Below are 23,567 nucleotides of genomic sequence, written 5' to 3' on the forward strand. Positions count from 1 at the left end.
TCGTGGGTGTTTTCAGCGCTGCAATAGCCGCTTCGTCATCACCATCGACGTCTGCAGCGACTGCCCCGTGCGCTGCAGTTTGTTCAACAGACTCGCCCCCAACCACAGTTGATAGAGCGTTTCTGCCAGTTGCCGAGCGTCGGTCTCTGGCAAACTTTTATCCAACTGCCCTTCTTCCAGGCACGTCGTGATGCGCGCAACGATGCGCTCGGCGCCGTCGCGCAAGGTGAGGCGCATCGACTCGGACAGGTCGGCGACTTCCGCGCTCAACTTGACCACCAGGCATTCATCGCCATGACCTTCCAGGGTGCAGCGGTTCTGCCAGCCCTGCCAGTAATCCATCAGCCGCTCATAAGCACTGAGCCCAGGCAGAGTCAGGCGTCGCTCCATGTCCGCGAGGTAGCCGACAAAGTAATCCTCCAGCAGCGCCTGGCCGTAGAGTTCCTTGGACTTGAAGTAGTGATAGAACGAGCCCTTGGGCACACCGGCGGTCTGCAGGATCTCGCTCAGGCCAACGCTGGTGAAGCCCTTTTCGGCCATCATGCGGTGGCCGGTGTCGAGCAGGTGTTGGCGGGTATCGTCGTAGGTCGGTTTCATGGGGCGCAAAATACCAAACATTAGACCAGTCGTATATTTCTGATGAGCAGGAGTTTGCCACAGTGATGGCGCGGAAACACGGGTGTAAAAATTTACTAGACGACCGGTCTAATATGAATCTATTCTGTGCCTGTCACTCCTTCCGAGGTGTCGCAGACGAACCCGTCGAGGACCAGACCAATACAGGGCGCTCTATGAAAATCTTGATGGTTCTGACTTCCCACGATCAGCTTGGCAATACCGGCAAGAAAACCGGCTTCTGGCTCGAAGAGTTCGCGGCCCCCTATTACGCCTTCAAGGATGCCGGCGCGCAGATCACTCTAGTATCGCCAGCCGGCGGCCAGCCACCGCTCGATCCGAAAAGCGATGAGCCCGATGCGCAAACCGCTGAAACCGACCGCTTCCGCAAGGACCCTGCTGCTCAGCAGGCGCTGGCCAATACCGGGCGCCTGGCGGACGTCAGCGCCGAGGATTTCGATGCCGTGTTCTACCCGGGTGGCCATGGCCCGCTGTGGGATCTGGCCGAAGACAAACACTCGATCGCGCTGATCGAGGCCTTCGACCGCAGCAACAAACCTCACGGTTTCGTCTGCCATGCGCCGGGCGTTCTGCGTCACGTGGTGGCTGCCGATGGCAAACCGTTGATTCAAGGCCGGGACGTCACCGGTTTCACCAACGCTGAAGAAGCCGCTGTAGGCCTGACCGATGTCGTGCCGTTCCTGATCGAAGACGAATTCCAGCGTCTCGGCGGCCGCTACTCCAAAGTTGCTGACTGGCAGGTTCACGTGGTCACCGATGGCCAACTGGTGACGGGTCAAAACCCTGCCAGCTCGGCAGCCGTCGCCGAAAAACTGCTGAAGCTGTTGGCCTGAGCCCTCCAGCGTCCACACACCGTGCGTATCCCGCACGGTGTTTTTTTTACCGCATCACTAGTCGACTGGTCTAATAAGGCCAAAACAGGAATCACATGAAAAACAGCCCTTACTTCACCCCCGTCAAACTGGGCCTGCGCACCCTGAAGAACCGCATCGTCCTGCCGCCCCTCACCCGCCAGCGCAGCACACAACCGGGCAATGTCGCCAACGCATTGATGGCCGAGTATTACCAGCAACGCGCCGGCGCCGGTCTGCTGGTTACCGAAGGCACGCAGATCGAACCTCGCGGTCAGGGCTACGCCTGGACTCCCGGCATTCACACCCCTGAGCAAATTGCCGGATGGCGCACAGTCACCGAAGCGGTGCATGCACAGGGCGGCGTGATTTTCGCGCAGCTTTGGCACGTCGGCCGTGTGTCCCACACCGCGCTGCAACCCGGTGGCGCGGCCCCGGTTTCAGCGTCTGCCATCGCCACCGAGCGGGTCAGCGTGTTCATCGAAACTGCGCCGGGCGCCGGCGAACTGGTTACACCATCCGCGCCGCGAGCGCTGAGCACCGATGAGGTCCAGGAACTGGTTCAGCTCTATATACAGGCGGCGCGCAATGCGATGGACGCCGGCTTCGACGGAATCGAACTGCACTGCGCCAATGGCTATCTGGTGAACCAGTTCATTTCTGCCCACAGCAATGTGCGCACCGATCAATACGGTGGCTCGCTGCACAATCGCCTGCGCTTTCTGCGCGAAGTGGTGTCGGGTGTCGCCGAGTGCATCGGTAAAGAGAAAGTCGGCGTGCGTTTCGCGCCGCTGTTCACCACCACCGATGAAGCGCGCACCTATCTGGGCATGGTCGAAGAGGACCCGCACACCACTTACATCGAAGCGATCAAAGTGCTTGAGGATGTGGGCATCGCCTACCTGTCCATCGCCGAAGCGGACTGGGACGACGCACCCGCGATGCCGCCAACCTTCCGCCGTGCAGTGCGCGATACCTTTAGTGGCGCGATCATCTACGCCGGGCGTTACAACGCTGAATCCGGTGCGCAATTGCTTGAATCGGGACTGGCTGATCTGGTGGCTTTCGGCCGTCCGTTCATGGCCAACCCGGACCTGCCGGCGCGCATCGCCAATGACTGGCCGCTCAATCCACTGAATCCCGCGACGGTCTACGGCGGCAATGCCGAAGGCTATGTGGATTACCCGACCTACAGCGAATAATTCCGCGAATTCGCCCAGCGCTCCCACTCACCGGGAGCGCTTCCTCTTCTCTCCCGCTACACCCGCAACCTCGCGCGCTGCGCTGCGAGGTTTTCGCATCTGCACAAAAAAGATTGCCGATTGATTGTCAGGTTTATTTTTTCAGCCTATCTTGAATAAAACCTATACAAAGCACTTCTTTACGTACAACTCTTCCGCTACGGATTGGCCCCCACGCACAGCACTGCCGCGAGCACCCTGAATGAACCCACTACTAGCCAGCCATTACCGCGAAATCCTCGTCGGTGTCGGTGAAAATCCCGAACGCGAAGGTCTGCTCGACACACCCAAACGTGCGGCCAAAGCGATGCAGTATCTGTGCAACGGCTACTCGATGAGCCTGGAAGACGTCACCAACGGTGCCCTGTTCGAATCGCAAAGCGATGAGATGGTCATCGTCAGTGACATCGAGCTCTATTCCTTGTGCGAGCACCATATGCTGCCTTTCATCGGCAAGGCACACGTGGCGTACATCCCCACCGGCAGGGTGCTGGGACTGTCGAAAGTAGCGCGCGTGGTGGACATGTTCGCCCGTCGTCTGCAGATCCAGGAAAACCTCACCCGGCAAATCGCCGAGGCGATTCAGCAGATCACCGATGCCGCCGGCGTGGCCGTGGTCATTGAAGCCAGGCACATGTGCATGATGATGCGCGGCGTCGAAAAGCAGAATTCGATCATGACCTCTTCGGTGATGCTCGGTGCCTTTCGCGACAGCTCCACGACGCGTCAGGAGTTCCTGCAATTGATCGGGCGGCGAAGTTGATTTCCGACCTTCAACAGGCGCGACAAACCTGTACACGATAAATCCACTGTACAAGCACGATATTCCCAACTTCACCCCCATACCTGTGCACTCAGGGAGAACGGCAATGGCCCGACTTGTGCTCTTACTGGCTCTGGCACTCGGCGTTGCGAGCTGCGGCAGCGTGGATGTCAGCCACTATGCCGATCAGCAACCGGCGCTGGATCTGCAGCGCTTTTTCAGCAAACCCGTGAAAGCCTGGGGGATGTTTCAGAAGCGCTCCGGGGAAGTGGTCAAGCGCTTTGAGGTCAACATCGTCAGCCATCGTGAAGGCGACAACCTGATTCTCGATGAGCGCTTCCTGTACAGCGACGGCACGCGCCAACGCCGTGTCTGGACCCTGACGCCCGAGGGCCAGGGGCGCTGGAGCGGTCGTGCGGGTGATGTGGTGGGCGTCGCCACAGGTCAGGTCGCCGGTAATGCGCTGCACTGGCGTTATCGCCTGAATCTGCCGGTCGACGGCTCAACCTATGAAATGAGCATGGACGACTGGATGTACCAGATGGACGAGGACACGCTGATCAACCGCACCAGCATGTCCAAACTCGGTGTTGAAGTCGGTCAGTTGACCTTGTTCTTCCGTCGCCAGAGCGCGGGAAAAAATCAATGAACAGTGCTGAATTGATAGGCAAGGAGTGAAGCATGAATCTGCAAACCCTGACCGAACGTGCGGCCAACAGCGAAATACGTGAGCTGGAGCTGCTGTCGCTTGAAGGTGGTTTTTATCTGGCCCGCATCCGTCTGGATCACGGCCAGTTCACCTTGCTCGACGATGCAGCCAAACCGATGCATCTGCGCTCGATCACCCATCTGCGTGACCTGCTGCAGACTGTGCCGGCATTCCCCTGCGTGCTGGTGCAGCAATGCGTGCACGACGAAATGTGCGGGCGTGATAGCGGGCCCGTCGAAGAGCTGCGGATTCCGTTTTCGCTGACCACAGCGTTATGAAACGGATACTGTGAATGAACCAGAACCGTCGGTTGTGCCTGGTGCTGGGCGATCAGTTGTCCTTTGATCTGGCTTCATTGCAGACGCTCGATAGCGAGCGCGACAGCGTGCTGCTGGTCGAGGTCATGGAAGAAGCCAGCCATGTGCCGCACCATCCACAAAAGATTGCCCTGATCTTCAGTGCCATGCGCCATTTCGCCCAGGCCCTGCGAGACCAGGGCGTTCGTGTCGAATACGTGACCCTGGATGATCCGCACAATAGCGGCTCGGTGCCGGGGGAATTACGCCGCTGGCAACAGCGGTTGCAGGCCGAGGAAGTGCACGTCACCGAATGCGGCGACTGGCGCCTGGAGCAATCGATCAGGGACTGTGGCTTGCCCATTCATTGGCACGCCGATACGCGTTTTCTTTGCAGTCGCGATGAGTTCGCCGCTTGGGCCGCCGGCAAAAAGCAGTTGAGAATGGAGTTCTTCTATCGCGAGATGCGCCGCAAGAGTCGCTTGCTGCTCAATGGCGACGGCACGCCGGTGGGTGGTGCGTGGAATTTCGATGCGGAGAATCGCAAGTCCCTGCCCAAAGGCGTGAAAGCCCCCTACCCGATCCGTTTCGGTAATGACGCGGTCACCCGCGATGTGCTCGCCCTGGTGAGGGCACGCTTCAGTCAGCACTATGGCGCACTCGACGACTTCAACTACCCGGTCACCCACGCCGACGCGCAGGCGCTGTGGGAGTATTTTCTGGATTATGGTCTGGCAGGCTTCGGCGATTATCAGGACGCCATGGCCAGTGACGAACCGTTTCTGTTTCACGCGCGCATCAGTGCCGCGCTCAATATTGGCCTGCTGGATTTGCGACAGTTGTGCAGCGACGTCGAGTCGGCCTATTGGGCCGGCAGGATTGCCCTGAATGCCGCCGAAGGCTTCATTCGGCAACTGATCGGCTGGCGGGAATATGTGCGCGGCGTGTACTGGCTGAAAATGCCGGACTACGCACTGGGCAATGTGTTCGGCAACGACCGGCCACTGCCCGAGTTCTACTGAACCGGCGCGACGCAGATGAACTGCATGCGCCAGGCGATTGGCCAGAGTCTGCAGCACGCCTACGCGCATCACATCCAGCGGCTGATGGTCACCGGTAATTTTGCCCTGCTCGCCGGCATCGCGCCGAGCCAGATCTGTGAGTGGTACCTGGCGATCTATATGGACGCTTTCGACTGGGTCGAGCTGCCGAACACGCTGGGCATGGTCATGCATGCCGACGGCGGTTACCTCGGCTCCAAGCCCTATTGCGCCAGTGGCCAATACATCAATCGCATGTCCGATTACTGCCGCGGCTGCGCCTACAAGGTCAGCGAAAGTACCGCGGACAATGCCTGCCCGTTCAATGCGTTGTACTGGCATTTTCTGATGCGCCACGGTGAACAACTGCGCGGCAATCAGCGCATGGCGATGATGTACAAGAACCTCGACCGCATGCCGCCAGCCAAGCAGGAGGCGCTGTGGCAACGCGGGCAGAACCTGTTGGCGCGCCTGGATAACGGCGAGTCGATCTGAAATGAACGCTCGCTTGCGCGGGGGGTGAAACTTAAGCACAGCGCGCCCGGTCAACGGATGATCGGCGCTCGAGTCCCCTGCGAGCGCAACGTTCAACTGCTCGTGTTGTGCCCACGCGCGCTATGAAGCCAGACCCTGAAAATTCAACCAAGCAGGTCACATGGATACCCTTGAACACCTTAGTCGCGAAGCGCTTGAGTCAGAGGTAAGGCGATTGCGCGCGGCGCTTCAGAGCACCCTGGTCGACATGCAGGACGTTGACCTCGATCGCGACATGGCGGCGCAACTGCAAGCCAGTCGGGATGCGCTCGCCCGCAGCGAGGCTCGCTTCATCACCATTCTGGAAACCATCGAATCGGCGTTCGCCATCGTCAAGGTCAAATTCGACGCTGACGATAAACCCGTCGATTACTACTTCGTCGAAGCCAACCCGGCGTTCGAACACCAATGCGGGGTCAACCTGCGCGGCAAATGGGTGACCGAGTTCGCGCCCAATCTGGAAAGCTTCTGGTTCGAAACCTACGGCCACGTGGCCAAGACCGGAGAGCCGGCGAATTTCGAAAATTATGCCAACACCTTCGAACGCTGGTTCGACGTGCGCGCGGTGCGTGTTGGCGATCCTGCCGACCGGCAGATCGCGATCCTGTTCAACGACGTCACCCAGCGGCGCGACGCCGAAGAGCGTTTGCGTGCCAGTGAAGCGCTGGCGCGGGAGAACGTCGAGCGTGTGCAACTGGCGCTCGCCGCCGGTGCGATCATTGGCACCTGGCACTGGGACCTGCTCACCGACCGCTTTGCCGTGGACGAAGCGTTCGCCCGGGTGTTTGATCTCGACCCGGCGCTGGGCCGCGAAGGGCTCAGCCTCGAACAAGTCATGGTGACCGTGCATCCCGAAGACCAGGATGGACTGACCACCGCGATCAACGAAGCCATCGGCCGTGGTGGCGCCTACTCCCACCAGTACCGTGTGCGCCGCACAGACGGCAAATATCAGTGGATCGAGGCCAACGGCCGTGTTGAGTGTGCCGATGATGGAACGCCGCTGCGCTTTCCCGGCGTGCTGATCGATGTCGAGGAACGGCGCAATGTCGAAGCGGAGCGCGACCGCGCCATCGCCGCGTTGCGCGCGCTCAACGATACGCTGGAGCAGCGCGTGTCATCGCGCACCGCAGAGTTGATGCAGGCCGAAGAGAAACTGCGTCAGTCACAGAAAATGGAAGCCGTCGGCCAACTGACCGGGGGCCTGGCGCATGACTTCAACAATTTGCTGGCCGGCATTTCCGGCGCGCTGGAGTTGATGGGCGCGCGCATCAGCCAGGGCCGGCTAAATGAGGTCGACAAGTACATGGTGACCGCCCAGGGCGCGGTCAAGCGAGCCGCCGCCCTGACCCACCGTCTGCTGGCGTTTTCCAGACGCCAGACCCTCGATCCGCGGCCGACCGATGTCAACACGCTGATGACCGGCATGACCGAGTTGATCCAGCGTACGGTCGGCCCCAGTATCGTTCTGGAAACCCGCGCCGCGCCGGGGCTCTGGCCAACGCTGGTGGACGCCAGCCAGTTGGAGAACGCCCTGCTCAACCTGTGCATCAACGCGCGCGATGCGATGCCGGATGGCGGGCGCATCACCATCGAAACAGCCAACCGTGCGCTGGACTGCGAGACGGCGCGCACCCTGGACATGCCCGAGGGCGAATACCTGTGCCTGTGCGTGACCGATACCGGCACCGGTATGACCGCCGATGTGATCGCCAAGGCCTTTGACCCGTTCTTCACCACCAAACCGCTGGGCCAGGGCACCGGGTTGGGGCTGTCGATGATCTACGGTTTCGCCAAGCAGTCCGGTGGCCAGGTGCGCGTGCATTCGCAGGTCGGTCAGGGCACCGAGATGTGCATTTATCTGCCGCGCTACCATGGCGAGCCCTTGCCTAACCAGGATCACAAGGACAACGCGCCGGCAGCCTTGCCCAAGTCTGGCGAGACGATTCTGGTGGTGGACGACGAGCCTACGGTGCGAGCGCTGCTGACTGACGTGCTCGGCGATCTCGGCTACACCTTGATAGAGGCCGCCGACAGTGTGGTCGGGCTGAAGATGTTGCGCTCGGACATACACATCGACTTGTTGATCACCGATGTCGGCTTGCCGGGTGGCATGAACGGTCGGCAACTGGCCGATGCCGGCCGGGAAATCCGCCAGAATCTGAAGACCCTGTTCATTACCGGGTACGCGGAAAACGCGGTGATTGGTGCCGGTCAATTGGGCCCGGACATGCAGGTGCTGACCAAGCCGTTTGCCGTCGACACGCTGGTGGCGCGGGTCAGCGACCTGATGGCGATGAAATCCGAATGAGCGACCGTTGCGGCGCTGAAATCCCAGAGAGAGTGGCTGCGGCCAAGGAGTGATAAATGGTGACGTTTCTGATTTTTCTGATCGCGTGCGGCGCTGCGGCGACTACCGGGGTGATTTTCAAACCCGGGCCATGGTACGAAGGGCTCAATAAACCCGGATTTACTCCACCCAATTGGGCGTTTCCGGTGGCCTGGACAATAATCTATCTATTGCTGGCCTGGGCCGGTTATCGCTTGAGCCTGATTCCTGGCAGTCAGACAGTACTGGCGCTATGGGCCGCGCAGATTGCGCTGAACACGTTGTGGACGCCGGTGTTCTTCGGCGCGCATCAGGTGGCCGCCGCCATGGTGATTCTGCTGCTGTTGTGGCTGGTGGTCGCGGTGATGGTGTTTATGGCGTTGCGCCTGGATTTGATCACCGGGTTGATCCTGTTTCCTTATCTGGCCTGGTTGTGTGTGGCGGCGGCGTTGAATTTCTCGATTCTGCGCAATAACCGTGGTTGAAGACGACAGCTGTCATAACTCCCATTTTTTCTGACAAAAAGGCGGTTTTTCAGGCATTCAAAATATCTTTCCAGGCCCTTGAAAGCGCAGGTCCACGCTCAGGACGGGGATTTCGCAATGAACAACAGTTCATTACTGAATTAGTGATTTAACTAGGTAGTTACCTATCTATATAATGCACGCCTCATTTCAACGGGACATTCAACGTGAAGCAGAGTCAACGCCTCTCGGGCATATCAAAATTCATTCTGGTCGGGCTGGGGATGATCATCGCCCTGCTCGGCCTGGCACTTGCGGCTGGCGGAGTGAAGCTGGTCAGCCTGGGAGGGTCGTGGTACTTCCTCGTGGGCGGTCTGGTGATGGCCGTTTCCGGTCTGCTGATCGCTCGCTACAAGACGGCCGGCGCCTGGCTGTTTGCAGCGTTTCTGCTCGGGACAGCGATCTGGGCAGTAAGCGATGCCGGGCTGGTGTTCTGGCCGGTGTTCTCGCGTCTGTTCATGTTCAGCGCCGTGGGTCTGGCGGTGACGCTGGTCTACCCGCTGCTCAAGCGTGCCAACGGTGATGTTCCGGGTCGTGGCGCTTACGCCGTTGCCGCTGTCTTGGCCGTAGGGCTGGCGGTGGCTGCCGGCAACATGTTCGTTGCGCACCCGACCGTCGCTGCCACCGGCACTGGCCCTGGCCTGACCCCGGTTGAGCCAGACAAGGCGCAAAAAGACTGGGCGCACTACGGCAATACCGAAGGCGGCAGCCGCTTTGCTGCGCTGGACCAGATCAACCGCAACAACGTCGACAAGCTGAAAGTAGCGTGGACCTACCACACCGGTGACGTCGCCGAGAGCGATGGCAACGGTGCCGAAGACCAGCTCACGCCGCTGCAGATCGGTAACAAAGTGTTCATCTGCACCCCGCACAACAACCTGATCGCGCTGGATGCCGACACCGGCAAAGAGCTGTGGAAGAACGCGATCAACGCCCAGTCGAAAGTCTGGCAGCGTTGCCGTGGCATGGCCTATTTCGATGCGACGAAAAGCATCGCTCAACCAAGCAATTCGAGCATCATCGAAGCCAAACCGGCGCCGGCCGCCAATTGCCAGCGCCGTCTGCTGACCAACACCATCGACGCCCGCCTGATCGCGGTCGATGCCGACACCGGCGAGTTCTGCCAGGGTTTCGGCAACAACGGTCAGGTTGATCTGAAGGCCGGTCTCGGTGACGTGCCGGACAGCTACTACCAGCTCTCCTCCGCGCCGTTGATGGCCGGTACCACTGTGGTGGTCGGCGGTCGTGTAGCCGACAACGTACAAACCGACATGCCGGGCGGCGTGATCCGTGGTTTTGACGTAATCACCGGCGCCATGCGCTGGGCCTTCGACCCAGGCAACCCGCAGGACAAACAGGCACCGGCCGACGGCAGCACGTATGTGCGCAGCACGCCCAACAGCTGGGCGCCGATGTCCTACGATCCGGCAACCAACACCGTGTTCCTGCCAATGGGCAGCTCGTCCACCGACATCTATGGTGTCGAGCGCAGCAAACTCGATCACACCTACGGCGCCTCGATCCTCGCGCTGGACGCCACCACCGGTGATGAACGCTGGGTATTCCAGACCGTGCACAACGATCTCTGGGACTTCGACCTGCCGATGCAGCCGAGCCTGATCGACTTCACCAAGGACGGCAAAAGCGTTCCGGCGCTGGTCATCGGCACCAAGGCCGGGCAGATCTACGTGCTCGATCGTGCCACCGGCAAACCGTTGACCGAGGTTAAAGAAGTCCCGGTCAAAGCCGCGAACATCCCGAACGAACCGTACTCGCCAACCCAGCCGAAATCGGTGGGCATGCCACAGATCGGTGCCCAGCATCTGACTGAGTCGGACATGTGGGGCGCCACCCCGTACGACCAGTTGCTGTGCCGGATCGATTTCAAATCGATGCGTTACGACGGCCTGTACACCGCGCCGGGTACCGATAAATCCCTGAGCTTCCCGGGTTCGCTGGGCGGCATGAACTGGGGCAGCATCTCCACTGACCCGGTGCACGGCTTCATCTTCGTCAACGACATGCGCCTGGGTCTGTGGATTCAGATGATCCCGTCGCAGAACAAGGCTCAAGCTTCCTCCGGTGGCGAAGCGTTGAACACCGGCATGGGCGCGGTACCGCTCAAAGGCACGCCGTATGCGGTGAACAAAAACCGCTTCCTGTCGGTGGCCGGCATTCCGTGCCAGGCTCCGCCGTTCGGCACTCTGACCGCGATCGACATGAAGACCCAGAAAGTTGCCTGGCAGGTTCCGGTCGGCACCGTTGAAGACACCGGTCCGCTGGGCATCCGCATGCACCTGCCGATCAAGATCGGTTTGCCAACCCTCGGCGGCACCCTGTCGACCCAAGGTGGCCTGATCTTTATCGCCGGTACTCAAGACTTCTACCTGCGCGCCTTCAACAGCGGCAACGGTGAAGAGGTGTGGAAAGCGCGTCTGCCAGTCGGCAGTCAGGGCGGCCCGATGACCTACGTTTCGCCGAAGACCGGCAAGCAGTACATCGTCGTCACCGCTGGTGGTGCACGTCAGTCGACCGATCGCGGCGACTACGTGATGGCTTACGCCTTGCCGTAAGCCGCAGCGCCCGTGCTGAACACGGGCGCTTTCTTTTTGCGCGCGGCACCTGAGGGTGCCGCGCCGCTTTCCGATATCGCTACAGCTTTGAGCAGGAAGATCTCCATGTTTGGTTTTACTCGTAACGGCTGGGTCAACGGCGTACTGTTGGGCCTGACCTGCACCACCCTGCCCGCCTTCGCCGATACCGATTCGAACCTGTTGACCCGCAACACCCTGACCGGTGACTGGGGTGGCCTGCGCCACCAGATGGACGAAGACGGCATCAAGTTCACCGGCGATTACACCGGCGAAATGGCTTACAACGCCGACGGCGGCCTGCACCGTTCCGGCCGTTACTCGCAGAACATCAAGCTCGGCGCGCAGTTCGACCTGAGCAAGTTGTATGGCGTAGAGAACGCCGGCAAGGTTCAGCTGACCATCAACGACCGCCGCGGCAACAGTGCCTCCGAAGATCTGGTTGGCAACCGTCTGCCGATCCAGGAAAACTACGGCGGCCTCTACACCCGCCTGACCGAACTGAGCTATGAGCGCAGTCTGTTCACCCCGGCGCTCAACGTGAAGCTGGGTTACATGGCCATGGGCAACGACCTCGGCGGCCTCGACAGCGGCATTCTGTGCAACTTCATGAACGCCGGTTTCTGCGGCCATCCGCTGAACATGTCCGGCGGCAGCGGCTGGACCAACTACCCCAACGCACACCTGGGCGTGCGGGTGAAATACGACATGTCGCCGTCCTGGCAACTGCGCGTGGCCGCGTTCAACGTCGATCCGGAAAGCAACGGCAACTCCAGCCGCGCCTGGCATCTGGGCCCGAAACACACCACCGGCACCGTGGTGCCGATCGAGCTGGTGTACAAGCACGCGGGCCAATTGCCCGGCGAATACAAGCTCGGTTACTACTACGACAGCTCCGACGTGAAACGCATCGGCAGCGACAAAGAAGTCTCCGGCCGTGGCGGTCACTACCTGCTGATCGATCAGGCCGTATGGAGTTCGCCAACGTCCGAGGGCCGCAGCCTGCATGCGTTCGGCCAATACTCGGCGGCCAGCGAAGCGGCTTCGCCATTCAGCAAGTGGTACGGCACCGGTCTGGTGCTGTACAAACCGTTCGAAGGTCGCCCGCGTGACACCGTCGCTCTGGGCTATGGCCGCGCCGTGCCTAACCCGCGCAGCCGCGACGTACAGCAGGACGCCGCCATGGCCAATGGCACGCAGTTCCCGAACCTGGACAGTGGCGAGCAGTTGATCGAACTCGGCTACGGCTACCAGGCCACGCCTTGGCTGACGCTGCGCCCGAACATGCAATACATCATTGAACCGGGCGCGTTTTCCGGGCAGGACATCGACAATGCGTTGGTGTTTGGCTTGCAGGTGAAAGCTTCGCTCTGACTTCTGGCAGAACTGCAGGTAATAAAAAACCCGGCGTAATGACCGGGTTTTTTATTGCATGAAAATTGTCGTAACCAAGAAGCTCACTCGACACCGAACCTTTACCCCCGAACCAGCGTCGGAGCTAGGGCGTTAACGCTTACCGCTCGCCACGAGGTTTCCGTTTGAAAGCAGCCATCGTCAAAAAATACCGTTTGATCATCAAGACCATGGGCTACGTGGGCTGGTCGCTGTTCTGGTTGTTGCTCTGGGACATCGCCGTCACCGTCGACTTCATGTTGTTCCTCAACGCCAAGATCAACCTGCCGCTGATGCCTCTGACTTTGCTCGGTTCAGCGCTGGTGGTGCTGATCAGTTTCCGCAACAGCAGCGCCTACAACCGTTGGTGGGAGGCGCGCACGCTGTGGGGCATGATGATCAACAGCTCGCGCAGCTTCGCCCGGCAGGTGCTGACGCTGCTGGATGATCCCGATAACGAAGTGAACCCGGTGAAGGCGACGCTGTTGCGCCGCCATGTGGCCTACGTCAATTGCCTCGCCGCGCATCTGCAAGGTCAGCCTTGCCCGGAGGAAGTCCGCGCGTTCATCCCGGCGGATGAATTCGCCCGCAGCGGTACCACCAACAACTTTGCCAACGACATCCTCACCGGTTCCGCGGCGTTGCTGGCCCGGGAATACAAGGCCGGGCGCCTGGACAGCATTCGGCTGGCAAGGCTGGAATCGACGATGGTCGATCTGTCCAACAGCCAGGGCGGCATGGAACGGATCGCCAATACTCCGCTGCCCTACCCCTACGTGTATTTCCCGCGCCTGTTTATCTCGCTGTTCTGCCTGATTGTGCCGGTGGGGCTGGTGGAATCGCTGGGTTGGTTCACCCCGCTGGCCTCGACGGTGGTGGGCTTCATGCTGCTGGCCATCGAACGCATCGGTACTGACCTGCAAAGCCCGTTTCGCCATAGCGAGCACCAAATCCAGATGGAAGCCCTGTGCGAAACCATCGAGAAAAACCTGCAGTCGATGCAGCGTGATTCGCTGGGGGACGCACGCAGGGTTGAAGAAACGGCTTGAAGATCGATTTGAGGGACGCCAGGGCGTAAAGCCCTGGCGAGTCGCAGGTATTACTTCTTCTTTTTCGCCGGCTTGTCAGCCTTCTTAGCATCCTTGGCCTTTTCCGGCTTGCTATCGGCTTTTTTCGCAGACTTTTTCGGTTCGGCGTCTTTCTTCTTGTCTTTCTTGTCGGAGGACTTGGAAAGCGCCGAAGCTGCCGCTGATTTCTTTTCCGGCGAAGACTTTTTGTCTTTCAAGTCCTTGCTGGCTTTCGAAGCATCGTCTTTTTTGCTCTTCTTCTCGTCTTTAGCCACGTTGACCACCTCTCGGAATGTGCCGGTATTGGCACCGGGCCTGTGCGAATGAACACAAGCTGATCGTTAGGCGTGGGCGTTCGGGCGGGGTTCAGATTATTTAGAGTTGGAGAGCGTTTAACCAAGAGGCCAGCAATTTTTGAAGTGGATTTCAATCAGGCCGGCAAATAGCCCATGGAGGCGCAGGGGTAAACTTTGACTCGATCCACTGTTTGAAAGCTATTACCACGGCGCTGGGAAACTTGGCTGACGGCCTGACCAAGTAAACCCCACCAGCGGTGTCGAGTTGCCAGTCCGGAAGAACGTGAAGCAATTTTCCTGCAGCAATGTCATGGCGCATCAGCCATTCGCCTGCGCCGAGTATCCCTGAATCAGCGCAAGCGGCGGCAAGTAACGATTCGCTGTCGTTGGCCGTGAGGTTTCCTTTTGGCGCGACTGTTTGCAACTCGCTGCCGCGAAAAAGCCTCCATTGCGGAAAAGACGCAAGGCCACTAAAGCGAAGGCAATTGTGCTTGATCAGATCGTGTGGATGGTCGGGCATGCCATGCTTTTCTATGTAAGCGGGCGAAGCGCCGAGGATCCGGCGGTGGTCACTTAACCGTTTGGCGATCAGTCGGTTGTCTTCCAGTTCTCCGATTCGGATCGCAGCGTCGAATCCTTCGTCGATGATGTCCACCAGGCGTTCGCTATAGTCTGCGAGGATCGAAACGTGCGGATGTTCCTTGAGAAACTCCGGCAACATCGGACCAAGCCAGCGCCGTCCCATGGCTGCCGGCAGTGCAAGCCGCAACGTTCCTCGAACTTCGCTGGCACCTTGCGTCGCCTGCTGTTGCGCTTCATTCATCAGGTTGATGGCCGAGCGCAGATGCTGCTCAAGCTTGGCACCTACTGGCGTAATTCGAACCTGACGGGTTGAACGCTCGACGAGACGCACACCGAGGCGCTTTTCCATGGCGGCCAGTCGTTTCGATACGACGGTTGGGTGTCGCTGCAGGAGCCGACCTGCAGCGACAAACGAGCCTTGGGAGGCAACGGCCAGAAACGCAGCGATTTCGTCACTGTGCTGACTATTCAGAACATCAAGATTCATGGTTTTAGAATGATCGCCCCCGATGACTGCCCCGACTCCAATGCCGTATGCGCCTGCGATGCATCTTTCAGAGCGTAGCTGGCCCAAATCCTGGGCTTGATAATACCTGCGCCTATGGCGGCCAGCACATCCTGCGCCCGTTCCTGGTACTCACAGGCACTGGCGGTGTGTGCTGCCAGTGAAGGACGTGTGAGGAACAGCGAGCCTTTAGCATTGAGCGTCGACAGTTCTACAGCCGAGGGCGCACCTGACGAGGCCCCGAACGAAACCATCAGCCCGCGTGGCCGGAGACTATCCAAAGACGCCTGGAAAGACGCACGGCCAATAGGGTCGTAGACCACGTCAACCTTTCTGCCCTGGGTAAGACGGCTTACCTCAGACGCCAGGTTGTCGGCATTGAATACCAACACCTCATCACAACCGGATCTCAGCGCTTTTTCGACGCTGGCCAGTTTTGAAACCACACCAATCACTGTCGCCCCCAAGTGCTTGGCCCATGGCACCATGATTTCCCCCAATCCTCCAGCCACGCCATAGATGAGAACTGTGGTGCCCTGTGCCACTGGATAGGTGGTTTTTAACAGGTACTGCGCAGTGATGCCTTTGAACATGACAGCTGCGGCATCATCGAACGACAAGGCGTCGGGTATCTTCATCAGTCGCTCGGCTGGATAAAGTCGGGCCGAAGCATATGAGCCAATGGGCCCAGTAGCATAAGCGACCCTATCACCAACGTGCACATTGCTGACGCCCTCACCCACGGTGACGACTCGCCCGGCCCCCTCCAATCCGAGTCCGGATGGCAGCGCAACAGGCACCGCACCCTTGCGTTGAGTCACATCGAGGAAGTTGACCCCGATGGCGTCCTGTTCAATCCAGACCTCACCTGGCCCGGGCAATTGTTCGCTCAACGTTTCCAGACTCAACACATCAGGCGCGCCGAACTGATTAAAGCGGATAGCGGATACCATGGTCGTTTCCTCTAAGGTCAGAAGTCTTCCAAACAGATGCCGCTAGTGTGAGAACTGACTTGCCGACGAACAAGACGGGCTGACTGCACGACATTAATGCATGATTTGCAGCAATAACATCATGGAATGGAGCGCTGCATCAGTTGCGGCGCTGTAAATACCAACGGTTCAAAACTGTCAATAGCACAGTTGTGCGACTGTTCCGCAGATAGCGCAGTGATAGGCTTTTCTGGCGTCACATTACGCGAATGCCCGATCTGTTCAGAAGGCAGGTCGGGGCCAATGTTTAAGCCCGCTGTCAGCTAACTGAAAGGATTCGAACATGAAAAAGTCCATGACTACTCTGGCCATCGCCGCGACACTCGCTCTCGCCGCAACGGTCACAAACGCAGCCGTGCATCCAACTATCATCAGTGCTCCACAGACGGTCAAGCAGGCGACCGCCTCGATTGACACGCCTTTCTCAACACAACAGAAAGCTGGAGAAATCCAGACGGCCAGCCTGGCCAGAAGTTGCTCTGATGAGCGCTATTCCTGGTGGGAATTCAGTGGCTGGGAAATAATCGCCTGCCTCGGAAGCGGTCAGTGGTAATTATTCAAACGAGTCTGGTGCGTGACTTATGTGCTGAGCACGCACCAGCGCCTGTTGTAGCCAAGCGACAGTCCTTACTCTCGGCGATTGAGCGCCCTGCCCCACAAACCCTCTGCTCTGATACCCCCGCATGCACGCCCCGGCTTGGGGTAATCCTCAAAACATAAAGGTAGGTATGACCGGAATGAACGACAGCCGGAAATTCCAGCGGCTGCTGATCAGGTCATCCGGATGAATCGCCGAGTACTGAATCTCCCCGGAAACCCTCACCGGCAACTTGCCGAAATTGAAGATTCGCCCAGCGCCGATCCCGATGGGAAATGTGACTTTGTTGCCGCCCTCGGCCTTCCAGTTGACCGTGACGTTGGGGGTCATGCCGATGCGCCACTGTTCCGGCCCTGGAATCGCCCGCTGAATGAAATACTGCACATTGGTCAGGCTGACATCCTTGCGCTTGCTATCACCGCCAACCGACCACCAGTGCTGCGGGAACACGCCAAGGGTCCAGTCCGGGCCGAGGTACGCGGCGACAAACGCCGGGCCCAGCGAATATTTGCCCGTACCGAGCACGTCTTCTTCGGCAGTCGGAAACATCGCGGTCGGGCCGAAGCCCCAGACCATCTTGCCACCCCCGGCAAAGCGGATCGGCTCCTTGGGCGAAAACACGCCGACGTAGGCCAGGTCGCCGAAACCGCTGGTGCGGTCGAACGGGTCCTGCACGACCGAGGTGAAGTCACCGCGATCGTGCAGAATCTCGTTGGGGCCCATGCCTATCAGGTTACCGGCCCTGCGGTTGACCGGAGCGCTGACGTAGCTGATCGGCAGGCGGTTGATCAGGTTCCAGTCTTCGCCAAGAGAGATCGGAAAAGTCGGCATGAAACTGTATTTGCCGAGCATCCGTGTGCCGTTGCTGTGCGGACCTTTGAGCGCGGTGTAATCGTACTGGTTGAACAGCAGAACAAGGTTGCCCACCGGGTTGTCCATCAGTCTGGATATCTGTTCGGTGGACGGTTCGCAGCCGGCCTTGACCACCTCTTTCAGGTCAATGTCGAAGTCCTGTTGAAGCTGGTGGCACTTTTCCGGATCGACCTTGGCCCCTGCAACTGACGGGGAACCCAGTTTCGGCAGAGGGCTGGCGGCACAGGCCAAGCCACTGAGCACCGCCCCGCAGAGTGTCAGACTTGATCGAATCCTTATCGATTGCATCGATTTGCCCTCCATTTCACCAGGCGTACTGAAAGCGCAGGATCCAAGTGTTCACGTCCTGGGCGCTTCTATTGTTTGATCAGATCACTTGGCTTCCAGCTCTGATCAAAGAACGCCTGTTTCGGCCCATACAGTCGCACGATCACCAGAAAGCCCTTTTCCGGCACGGTCTTGATCCAGTTCTTGCCCTCGCCCGGCGATGTCGGCCCGAAGTAGATGTCGGTGGAGCCGTCGCTGTTCTGCGCCGGTTTATCCATTTGATTGAGGGACGGGAACGGCTGGCCGTTGTCCAGGCCCGATGCCGTGAGGTTGTCGTAGGCGGTGACCGACCAGAACAACGCCGCCGGGACATTGGCCGGGAGGTTGAGCTTGTAGGTCTGGGCGCCGTCGAGGAACTTGCCCTCGGCGTCGCGGGTTGTCGCGGGATACTTGGCGCCGGCACCGACCATGTTCATGACCATGCCGGGGCTGTCGGAATAGGCCGAGGTGAAGAACGCCACGCGCTGCTCAAGATTGGTGAAGCTGCCGCTGGACTGAAACTCGGTGTTCTCCCCGGCAAAGGTGTTCACGTATTGGCGATCCTTGTAGTACAGCCCCCCCGGCTCTTTGTACAGCAGGTGACTGGTCACCACCTTGCTCATCTTGAACGCGGTACGCGCGGCGTCATCCAGCAGCTTGCGTCGTTCGGCATCCGGGGCAAAGGGCTTGCCCTTCTCGATGCCTAGGGTGTGCAGGAAGCCGCGCATGTCCATGTCCGCCGGATCGACGGCTTCGGCGTCGATGAAACGCGAGAGCATGTCGAAGTAGCGACCGTCTTCGGGGAACAGCATGTTGATCGGTGCGCCGGTGGCGTCGGGGAATTGCATCGGCAGCGCCGAGTCCTTCTTGCCCAGCGGATAAATCTTCGTACGCTCGACTTCGGCTACCGGCACGCTGAGGTCTTTCGGATCCTTGAAAAAGGTGCGCCAGAACAGGAACACGTTGTTGGTGCGCGAGCGATAGACGAATCCCTCGGTCGGCTCCGGCCCTGTGTAATCAGGCGGGAGCAGCACATAGGTGCCGCCCTTGCCCTTGTCGGGACCCGCCAGGCCAACGTCACCGCGCCAGGTTCTGCCGTCGATGGTCGGCCCGACAATCGGGCGCTGGAAGAAGTCATCGAACATGCCCTGCACACCGGGCGGTGCTTCAACCACCAACGGGCCGTACTTCGCCAGATCCAGATAGCTCATGGCGTAGACCAGGTCGGAATTTGGTGTGGTTACCAGAGTCTTGGCGTTGATGCGTTTTTTCCAGGTCGGCAGGATGTTGTAGCCCGCGCCGAACTGCTTCTCCGACGCTTCCTTCATCGACCAGATATTGATCGCCGGCAGAGCCCACAGATACGACTGCACGGCGCGCTGGAACACCAGTTCGTCAATGAGGCTGCGTGCGGTCGCTTCGGTCGGGAAGCCTTTTTCAAAAGGTTGATTGGCCAGTTCTTCATAGCGCGTCGCGGCATCGGCGAGGCCGCTTAGGGAGAGGCTTACGGCCAGGGCCGTCAGTGAGGTGCGCAAACGGTTCATGGGCTGTCCTTATGAACGCAGTTGGAAATCGGTTCAGTTGACCTTGACCACCGCCGGTGGCGTCCACTGGCCATTCATCGCGGCCGCTTCCGGCCAGTAGGCGCGAACATAGAGCGAGAAGTCCGCGCCCTTCGGCGCCGGGAGCCAGTTACTTTCCTTGTTCGCCCCTGGTGAGTCACTCTGCACGTAGAGCGTCAGCGAGCCATCGGCGTTGGTCTTGAGCGACTTGTTCTTGGTGCCGAGGGAATAACGCCCCAACGAGTTTTCGGCGAAGAAATGCTGCTGGTTGTACAGCGTCAGCGACCAGAAACCCTTGACCGGTGGCAGCGCGCCTTTGGGGAAGGTCACGCTGTAGCGCTGCGCGCCGTTGAGTCGGACGCCGGACTCGTCCAGATCCTGATAGAAGTACTTGGTCTCGATCTGTTTGTTGACGAAGATGTTTGACCGGGCAACCGCCGTGCGCAGGAAGTAGTCGGTGCCAAACGCTGCGCCGTTATCGATGGTGCTCCAGTGATTGGGCAATTGCTTCCCGTAGTTGCGGAACTGCAACAACGGCTTGACCACGTCTGCATCAGACTTTTGCGCCTCGTCGATCATGGCTTTTTTCAGCTCGGGATCGCGCTGGGCGATTTGTGCCAGCACCGCCAATTGCGCATAGCGCGCCTCTTCTCCCGGCAGCGGTTTGGCGTCCTTGAGAATCGCCGGCAACTCATCGAAGAACTTTTCCGGGAGCACCCAACGCGTTTCCTCGTCACCCGAGGCCTCGGCGGGGAATTTCGGCGACTGGCTCCAGTCACGCTGCTTGAGTTTGCCGTCGTATTTGGACAGCGGGTACATGTCGATGCCCGACAGATAGTGCTGAATAGCCTTGCGATCTTCGGCCGTATCGTCCTGGAAGACCCGCGGAATCACGAAACCGGTGTTGGTCTTTGCACGAAAGACCTGGGTGATGCCCTCAGGCACCTTGCCGTTCCAGTCCGGCCCCACCAACAGATAGAAGCCCGGTTTGGTGGCGTACATCTTTCCTAGCTCGGCGAAGCTGTCGGAGCGCAGGTCCACCACCTGATAAACCCAAAACCGGTCGCCAAAGTCCGGGACCTGAATCACCACCGGTTCGATATCCAGCGCAATGCTGCCCGCACCGTAGACCACATCCTGGTTCGGACAAGCCACCAGGCGTTCCCCCGGTGAAATGTAGTCGGTGAGCATCGACAGATGGTTGATCGGCGCCACGGGCACGATGCCCCCCATCAACCCGGCCTGCGGCAGATCCTTGAACTTCAGGCGACGGTTGTAAATATTGGCCATCGGCCAACCCCAGAAATACGCCTCCCGCGCCATCATCCGTACGTAGGTTTCGGTCACCTTCACATCGGCTTCGGGGCCGGATACCTGTACTACTGGCGAGGTCTGTGCCTGCACGGCAACCGCGCCGAGCAATACCGCGGTAGCGAACAGACCGCTGGCGAATAAAGGTATTTTGTTCATACGGAAGGCATCCTTGCTTGGGACGGTTTCTCGGTGAATCAATCTTCCAGCGACAGATCGAACATTAGAAAAACCTAGCAGAGGAAATGAGATCGGCCAGAAAAGGTATGAAAAATTAAGATCCTATTTCCATTTCTGATAACTGCTCCTCAGCTCTTGGCCGACATTCCAGGCTGAGGGCAAGAACTCTGATAAGGATCGCGACGGAAGAAAGGCATCACAGTGCTCGTGCAGCTGTAATGGCCCAGAGCAAGCGTTTTTTGACCAGCGCTGGAGGACGCATGATTTGATTCGATCAATAGAGATGAAGTGTGTTGCCCCCTTATCCAAGGGGCAACGTACAAGCGTTGGTGAGTATTGTTAAGCCACCATCTCGCTTCTTTACCCGAGTGCGCTGGCAAACGCCTGGGGCGTCGGGCTCTCCTCCCATTGTGCAACGCCTTGCGGCAGAACCAGCCAGGGTTGCTTGCGTCGCGTCCAGATATGCGCCACCGGCGTGAAGCGCTCCGTACCCTCCAACACGCCGGCCCGCACCACACGCATGCCGGGCGCGGCGGTTGTCTCGTTGAACAGGCGGGTATGGCACTCGCCGCAGACATGTTGCGTGGAGGTATGCCCTTGGTATTCGCGTACAAAGGTCGCCGCTTCGCCCTTCACCTGCACTGCCGAAACCGGGCATAGCACGTGCAGACCGAACGCGCTGCCGCTCCAACGCTGACAGTTCAGACAATGACAGGCATACAGCGGTGGCAGTTGCTGCGCCTCGATTTCGATGCTGACGCGCCCACACAGACATTGACCGGTGAATCTCATGCGTTGACTCCTTACAATGACGCCCGGATAAGTTCGGCGCGCATGATCCCTTTTCACACGCCCGAGCAGAAGAGCAAAAAAGGAGCAGCTGTTGGTCAAGAATGTATGAGCGGTCTTGAATGGGAGAGCCAGCAGGTGTTCCTTGCGGTGCTGCGTTCCGGCAGCCTGAGCGGTGCTTCGAAGTTGTTGGGGATTGCGCAGGCCACGGCCCGCCGACGTCTCGATCATCTTGAGCAGACACTCGGCTTGAGCCTGTTCACCCGCACGCCCTCAGGCCTGACGCCTACGAGTGGGGCGCAGCGCCTCATCGATCATGTCGAGGCCATGGATCTCGCCGCGCAAGCCTTCAACCGGGCGGCCAGCGCTGAAACGTCGGTGGACCACGGCACGGTGCGGCTGACCTGTGGCGAGTTGCTAGGAGTGGAGGTATTGCCCGCTTTACTGCGGAACTTCCATTACGACCATCCTGGACTGAAGCTCGAACTGAGCATCGGCGACGCACTGGAAGACATCGCCAGGCTGCAATCGGATATAGCCGTACGCCTGATGCGTCCGATGGAGGCCGATATCGTGGTGCGGCGGGTCGGCAGCTTGCGGATCGGCGTCCATGCCAGTGCCGAGTGCCTGGAGCGTTATGGTGAGCCCGTCAGCCTGACGTCGCTGCGCCAGCGGCCGCTGATCGGGCCAGACCGTCGCTCAGCTGACTTGCGTCGCTTGGTCGACGCCGGGCTGTGTGAAGCCGATCAGCATTTCGCGATTGCCACGGATCACCACCTTGCGCAACTGGCTGCATTGAAAGCGGGATTGGGCTTCGGTCTTTGCCCGATACCTATCGCCAGAAGTCATGGGCTGATTCACGTATTGCCAGACAGCTTCGGCTTCGAGGTCGAAGTGTGGATCGCGATGCACAGTGACTTGCGCAAAATCAAACGGATCGCCAAGGCGTTCGAAGTAGTGGGTGAGGAACTGCATCATTATCTGAGCTCGAACGCCCACTAAGGGAAGTGATCCATGCCAGCACCAGTCCCTGCCCGCCATACCGGGATAATCGCGATTTATTGGTCTCGCTCTGAATCAACCGGCGCGAACGCTTTGGCAGCGGCCACGGTATCCAGAGATTCGCGCAGCAGCTGAATCTTGCCGTCTTTGGCCACCAGGCGGCCTGCGTACATTTGCCGGTAGATGCGCCCCGTGGCAGGCACCAAGGCCTCTACACTGTATTCGGCAAACGCCTGGTCGGGTGTTTCGATCAGAAAATGAACGTTGCGAAATTTGAAGTCCGGCACTTTACCGAGCAATGAGCCGATGAAATTCTCAATGGCGGCGGGGCCTTGCACACGGTGGGGTATGCCCAGCGATTCCAGGTAGGGCAACTCCAGCACGCCATCCTCCGAGAAAAGTGCTGCCGCCAGGTGCGGCGTCTGGATGGCATCCAGGTAGTTTTGAAGTAATTCCACGGCATTTTTCATGACGACTTTCTCCGAAACGCATAAGGGATGGGCACGCTGCAGGTGCTGACCTGATCACGTTAGGAGATCCCTTTGATTTCAAAAATAGACGTTAATGAAAATCATCGTTTCATAATTGAAAGCCAACG

Annotated in this window: 21 protein-coding genes and 1 pseudogene; 13 read left to right on the plus strand and 9 right to left on the minus strand. The window is 59.2% G+C overall.

Features of this window, described 5'->3' with window-relative positions; translation table 11 throughout:
- Positions 1–12: 12 nt before the first annotated feature.
- Entirely contained in the window at positions 13–597 is a 585-nt protein-coding gene (locus HDC30_RS00135) for a TetR/AcrR family transcriptional regulator (RefSeq protein WP_027611790.1), read from the minus strand.
- 194 nt (positions 598–791) lie between these two features.
- Here HDC30_RS00135 and HDC30_RS00140 point away from each other — a divergent pair, with 194 nt between their 5' ends.
- The 11 genes and pseudogenes from HDC30_RS00140 to HDC30_RS00190 all read left to right on the plus strand — a co-directional run bounded on the left by HDC30_RS00140 (position 792) and on the right by HDC30_RS00190 (position 13,955).
- Positions 792–1,469, plus strand: a complete 678-nt coding sequence (locus tag HDC30_RS00140; RefSeq protein ID WP_103367097.1) for a type 1 glutamine amidotransferase domain-containing protein — start codon at positions 792–794, stop codon at positions 1,467–1,469.
- A gap of 95 nt (positions 1,470–1,564) precedes the next feature.
- Positions 1,565–2,689 (plus strand): alkene reductase, encoded by a 1,125-nt coding sequence (locus HDC30_RS00145; protein WP_183779721.1) that lies wholly within the window; start codon positions 1,565–1,567, stop codon positions 2,687–2,689.
- Positions 2,690–2,930: 241 nt separating this feature from the next.
- Complete coding sequence (gene folE / locus HDC30_RS00150; protein ID WP_027611787.1) at positions 2,931–3,491, plus strand: GTP cyclohydrolase I FolE; 561 nt, start codon at positions 2,931–2,933, stop codon at positions 3,489–3,491.
- A gap of 106 nt (positions 3,492–3,597) precedes the next feature.
- A complete protein-coding gene (locus HDC30_RS00155; protein ID WP_183779723.1) occupies positions 3,598–4,140 on the plus strand; it encodes a DUF3833 domain-containing protein in 543 nt (180 codons plus the stop codon).
- Positions 4,141–4,172: 32 nt separating this feature from the next.
- Entirely contained in the window at positions 4,173–4,478 is a 306-nt protein-coding gene (locus HDC30_RS00160; protein ID WP_183779726.1) for a DUF6482 family protein, read from the plus strand.
- A 14-nt stretch (positions 4,479–4,492) separates the two neighbouring features.
- Positions 4,493–6,031 (plus strand): annotated as a pseudogene (locus HDC30_RS00165) (cryptochrome/photolyase family protein).
- A 160-nt stretch (positions 6,032–6,191) separates the two neighbouring features.
- On the plus strand, positions 6,192–8,381 hold the full coding sequence (locus HDC30_RS00170; RefSeq protein ID WP_183779729.1) for an ATP-binding protein: 2,190 nt from the start codon (positions 6,192–6,194) through the stop codon (positions 8,379–8,381).
- 59 nt (positions 8,382–8,440) lie between these two features.
- The gene (gene tspO / locus HDC30_RS00175; protein ID WP_027611782.1) at positions 8,441–8,884 is read left to right on the plus strand and encodes a tryptophan-rich sensory protein TspO; all 444 of its coding nucleotides are present in this window, start codon (positions 8,441–8,443) and stop codon (positions 8,882–8,884) included.
- A 263-nt stretch (positions 8,885–9,147) separates the two neighbouring features.
- Positions 9,148–11,496, plus strand: a complete 2,349-nt coding sequence (locus HDC30_RS00180; RefSeq protein ID WP_221303328.1) for a glucose/quinate/shikimate family membrane-bound PQQ-dependent dehydrogenase — start codon at positions 9,148–9,150, stop codon at positions 11,494–11,496.
- Between the two features lie 105 nt (positions 11,497–11,601).
- Positions 11,602–12,888 (plus strand): carbohydrate porin, encoded by a 1,287-nt coding sequence (locus HDC30_RS00185; protein ID WP_183779735.1) that lies wholly within the window; start codon positions 11,602–11,604, stop codon positions 12,886–12,888.
- A 164-nt stretch (positions 12,889–13,052) separates the two neighbouring features.
- The gene (locus HDC30_RS00190) at positions 13,053–13,955 is read left to right on the plus strand and encodes a bestrophin family protein (protein ID WP_007967141.1); all 903 of its coding nucleotides are present in this window, start codon (positions 13,053–13,055) and stop codon (positions 13,953–13,955) included.
- Between the two features lie 50 nt (positions 13,956–14,005).
- Here HDC30_RS00190 and HDC30_RS00195 read toward each other — a convergent pair whose 3' ends face one another.
- From HDC30_RS00195 to HDC30_RS00205, 3 genes are all read right to left on the minus strand, one after another.
- The gene (locus HDC30_RS00195; protein WP_103367089.1) at positions 14,006–14,248 is read right to left on the minus strand and encodes a hypothetical protein; all 243 of its coding nucleotides are present in this window, start codon (positions 14,246–14,248) and stop codon (positions 14,006–14,008) included.
- A 151-nt stretch (positions 14,249–14,399) separates the two neighbouring features.
- Positions 14,400–15,338, minus strand: a complete 939-nt coding sequence (locus HDC30_RS00200; protein WP_027611778.1) for a LysR family transcriptional regulator — start codon at positions 15,336–15,338, stop codon at positions 14,400–14,402.
- The gene (locus tag HDC30_RS00205) at positions 15,335–16,309 is read right to left on the minus strand and encodes a quinone oxidoreductase (protein WP_183779738.1); all 975 of its coding nucleotides are present in this window, start codon (positions 16,307–16,309) and stop codon (positions 15,335–15,337) included. Before HDC30_RS00205 ends, HDC30_RS00200 begins: the two co-directional genes overlap by 4 nt.
- A gap of 322 nt (positions 16,310–16,631) precedes the next feature.
- On the opposite strand from HDC30_RS00205, the gene HDC30_RS00210 reads away from it, so the two are divergent.
- Positions 16,632–16,901, plus strand: a complete 270-nt coding sequence (locus tag HDC30_RS00210; protein WP_007967133.1) for a hypothetical protein — start codon at positions 16,632–16,634, stop codon at positions 16,899–16,901.
- A 156-nt stretch (positions 16,902–17,057) separates the two neighbouring features.
- On the opposite strand, the gene HDC30_RS00215 is transcribed toward HDC30_RS00210, so the two are convergent.
- From HDC30_RS00215 to HDC30_RS00230, 4 genes are all read right to left on the minus strand, one after another.
- Positions 17,058–18,107, minus strand: a complete 1,050-nt coding sequence (locus HDC30_RS00215) for a hypothetical protein (RefSeq protein ID WP_183779741.1) — start codon at positions 18,105–18,107, stop codon at positions 17,058–17,060.
- A 68-nt stretch (positions 18,108–18,175) separates the two neighbouring features.
- Positions 18,176–19,669, minus strand: coding sequence for a DUF1254 domain-containing protein (locus tag HDC30_RS00220; RefSeq protein ID WP_183779744.1), 1,494 nt, complete (start codon positions 19,667–19,669; stop codon positions 18,176–18,178).
- A gap of 33 nt (positions 19,670–19,702) precedes the next feature.
- On the minus strand, positions 19,703–21,157 hold the full coding sequence (locus HDC30_RS00225) for a DUF1254 domain-containing protein (RefSeq protein WP_183779747.1): 1,455 nt from the start codon (positions 21,155–21,157) through the stop codon (positions 19,703–19,705).
- A gap of 381 nt (positions 21,158–21,538) precedes the next feature.
- On the minus strand, positions 21,539–21,970 hold the full coding sequence (locus tag HDC30_RS00230) for a GFA family protein (RefSeq protein ID WP_183779750.1): 432 nt from the start codon (positions 21,968–21,970) through the stop codon (positions 21,539–21,541).
- A 42-nt stretch (positions 21,971–22,012) separates the two neighbouring features.
- On the opposite strand from HDC30_RS00230, the gene HDC30_RS00235 reads away from it, so the two are divergent.
- On the plus strand, positions 22,013–22,969 hold the full coding sequence (locus HDC30_RS00235) for a LysR family transcriptional regulator (RefSeq protein WP_183779752.1): 957 nt from the start codon (positions 22,013–22,015) through the stop codon (positions 22,967–22,969).
- 56 nt (positions 22,970–23,025) lie between these two features.
- Here HDC30_RS00235 and HDC30_RS00240 read toward each other — a convergent pair whose 3' ends face one another.
- Positions 23,026–23,439: a nuclear transport factor 2 family protein gene (locus HDC30_RS00240; RefSeq protein ID WP_183779755.1), complete on the minus strand. Its 414-nt coding sequence runs from the start codon at positions 23,437–23,439 to the stop codon at positions 23,026–23,028.
- Between the last annotated feature and the right edge of the window lie 128 nt (positions 23,440–23,567).

The organism is Pseudomonas sp. JAI115, assembly GCF_014200835.1.
Taxonomy (GTDB): Bacteria; Pseudomonadota; Gammaproteobacteria; order Pseudomonadales; family Pseudomonadaceae; genus Aquipseudomonas; species Aquipseudomonas putida_A.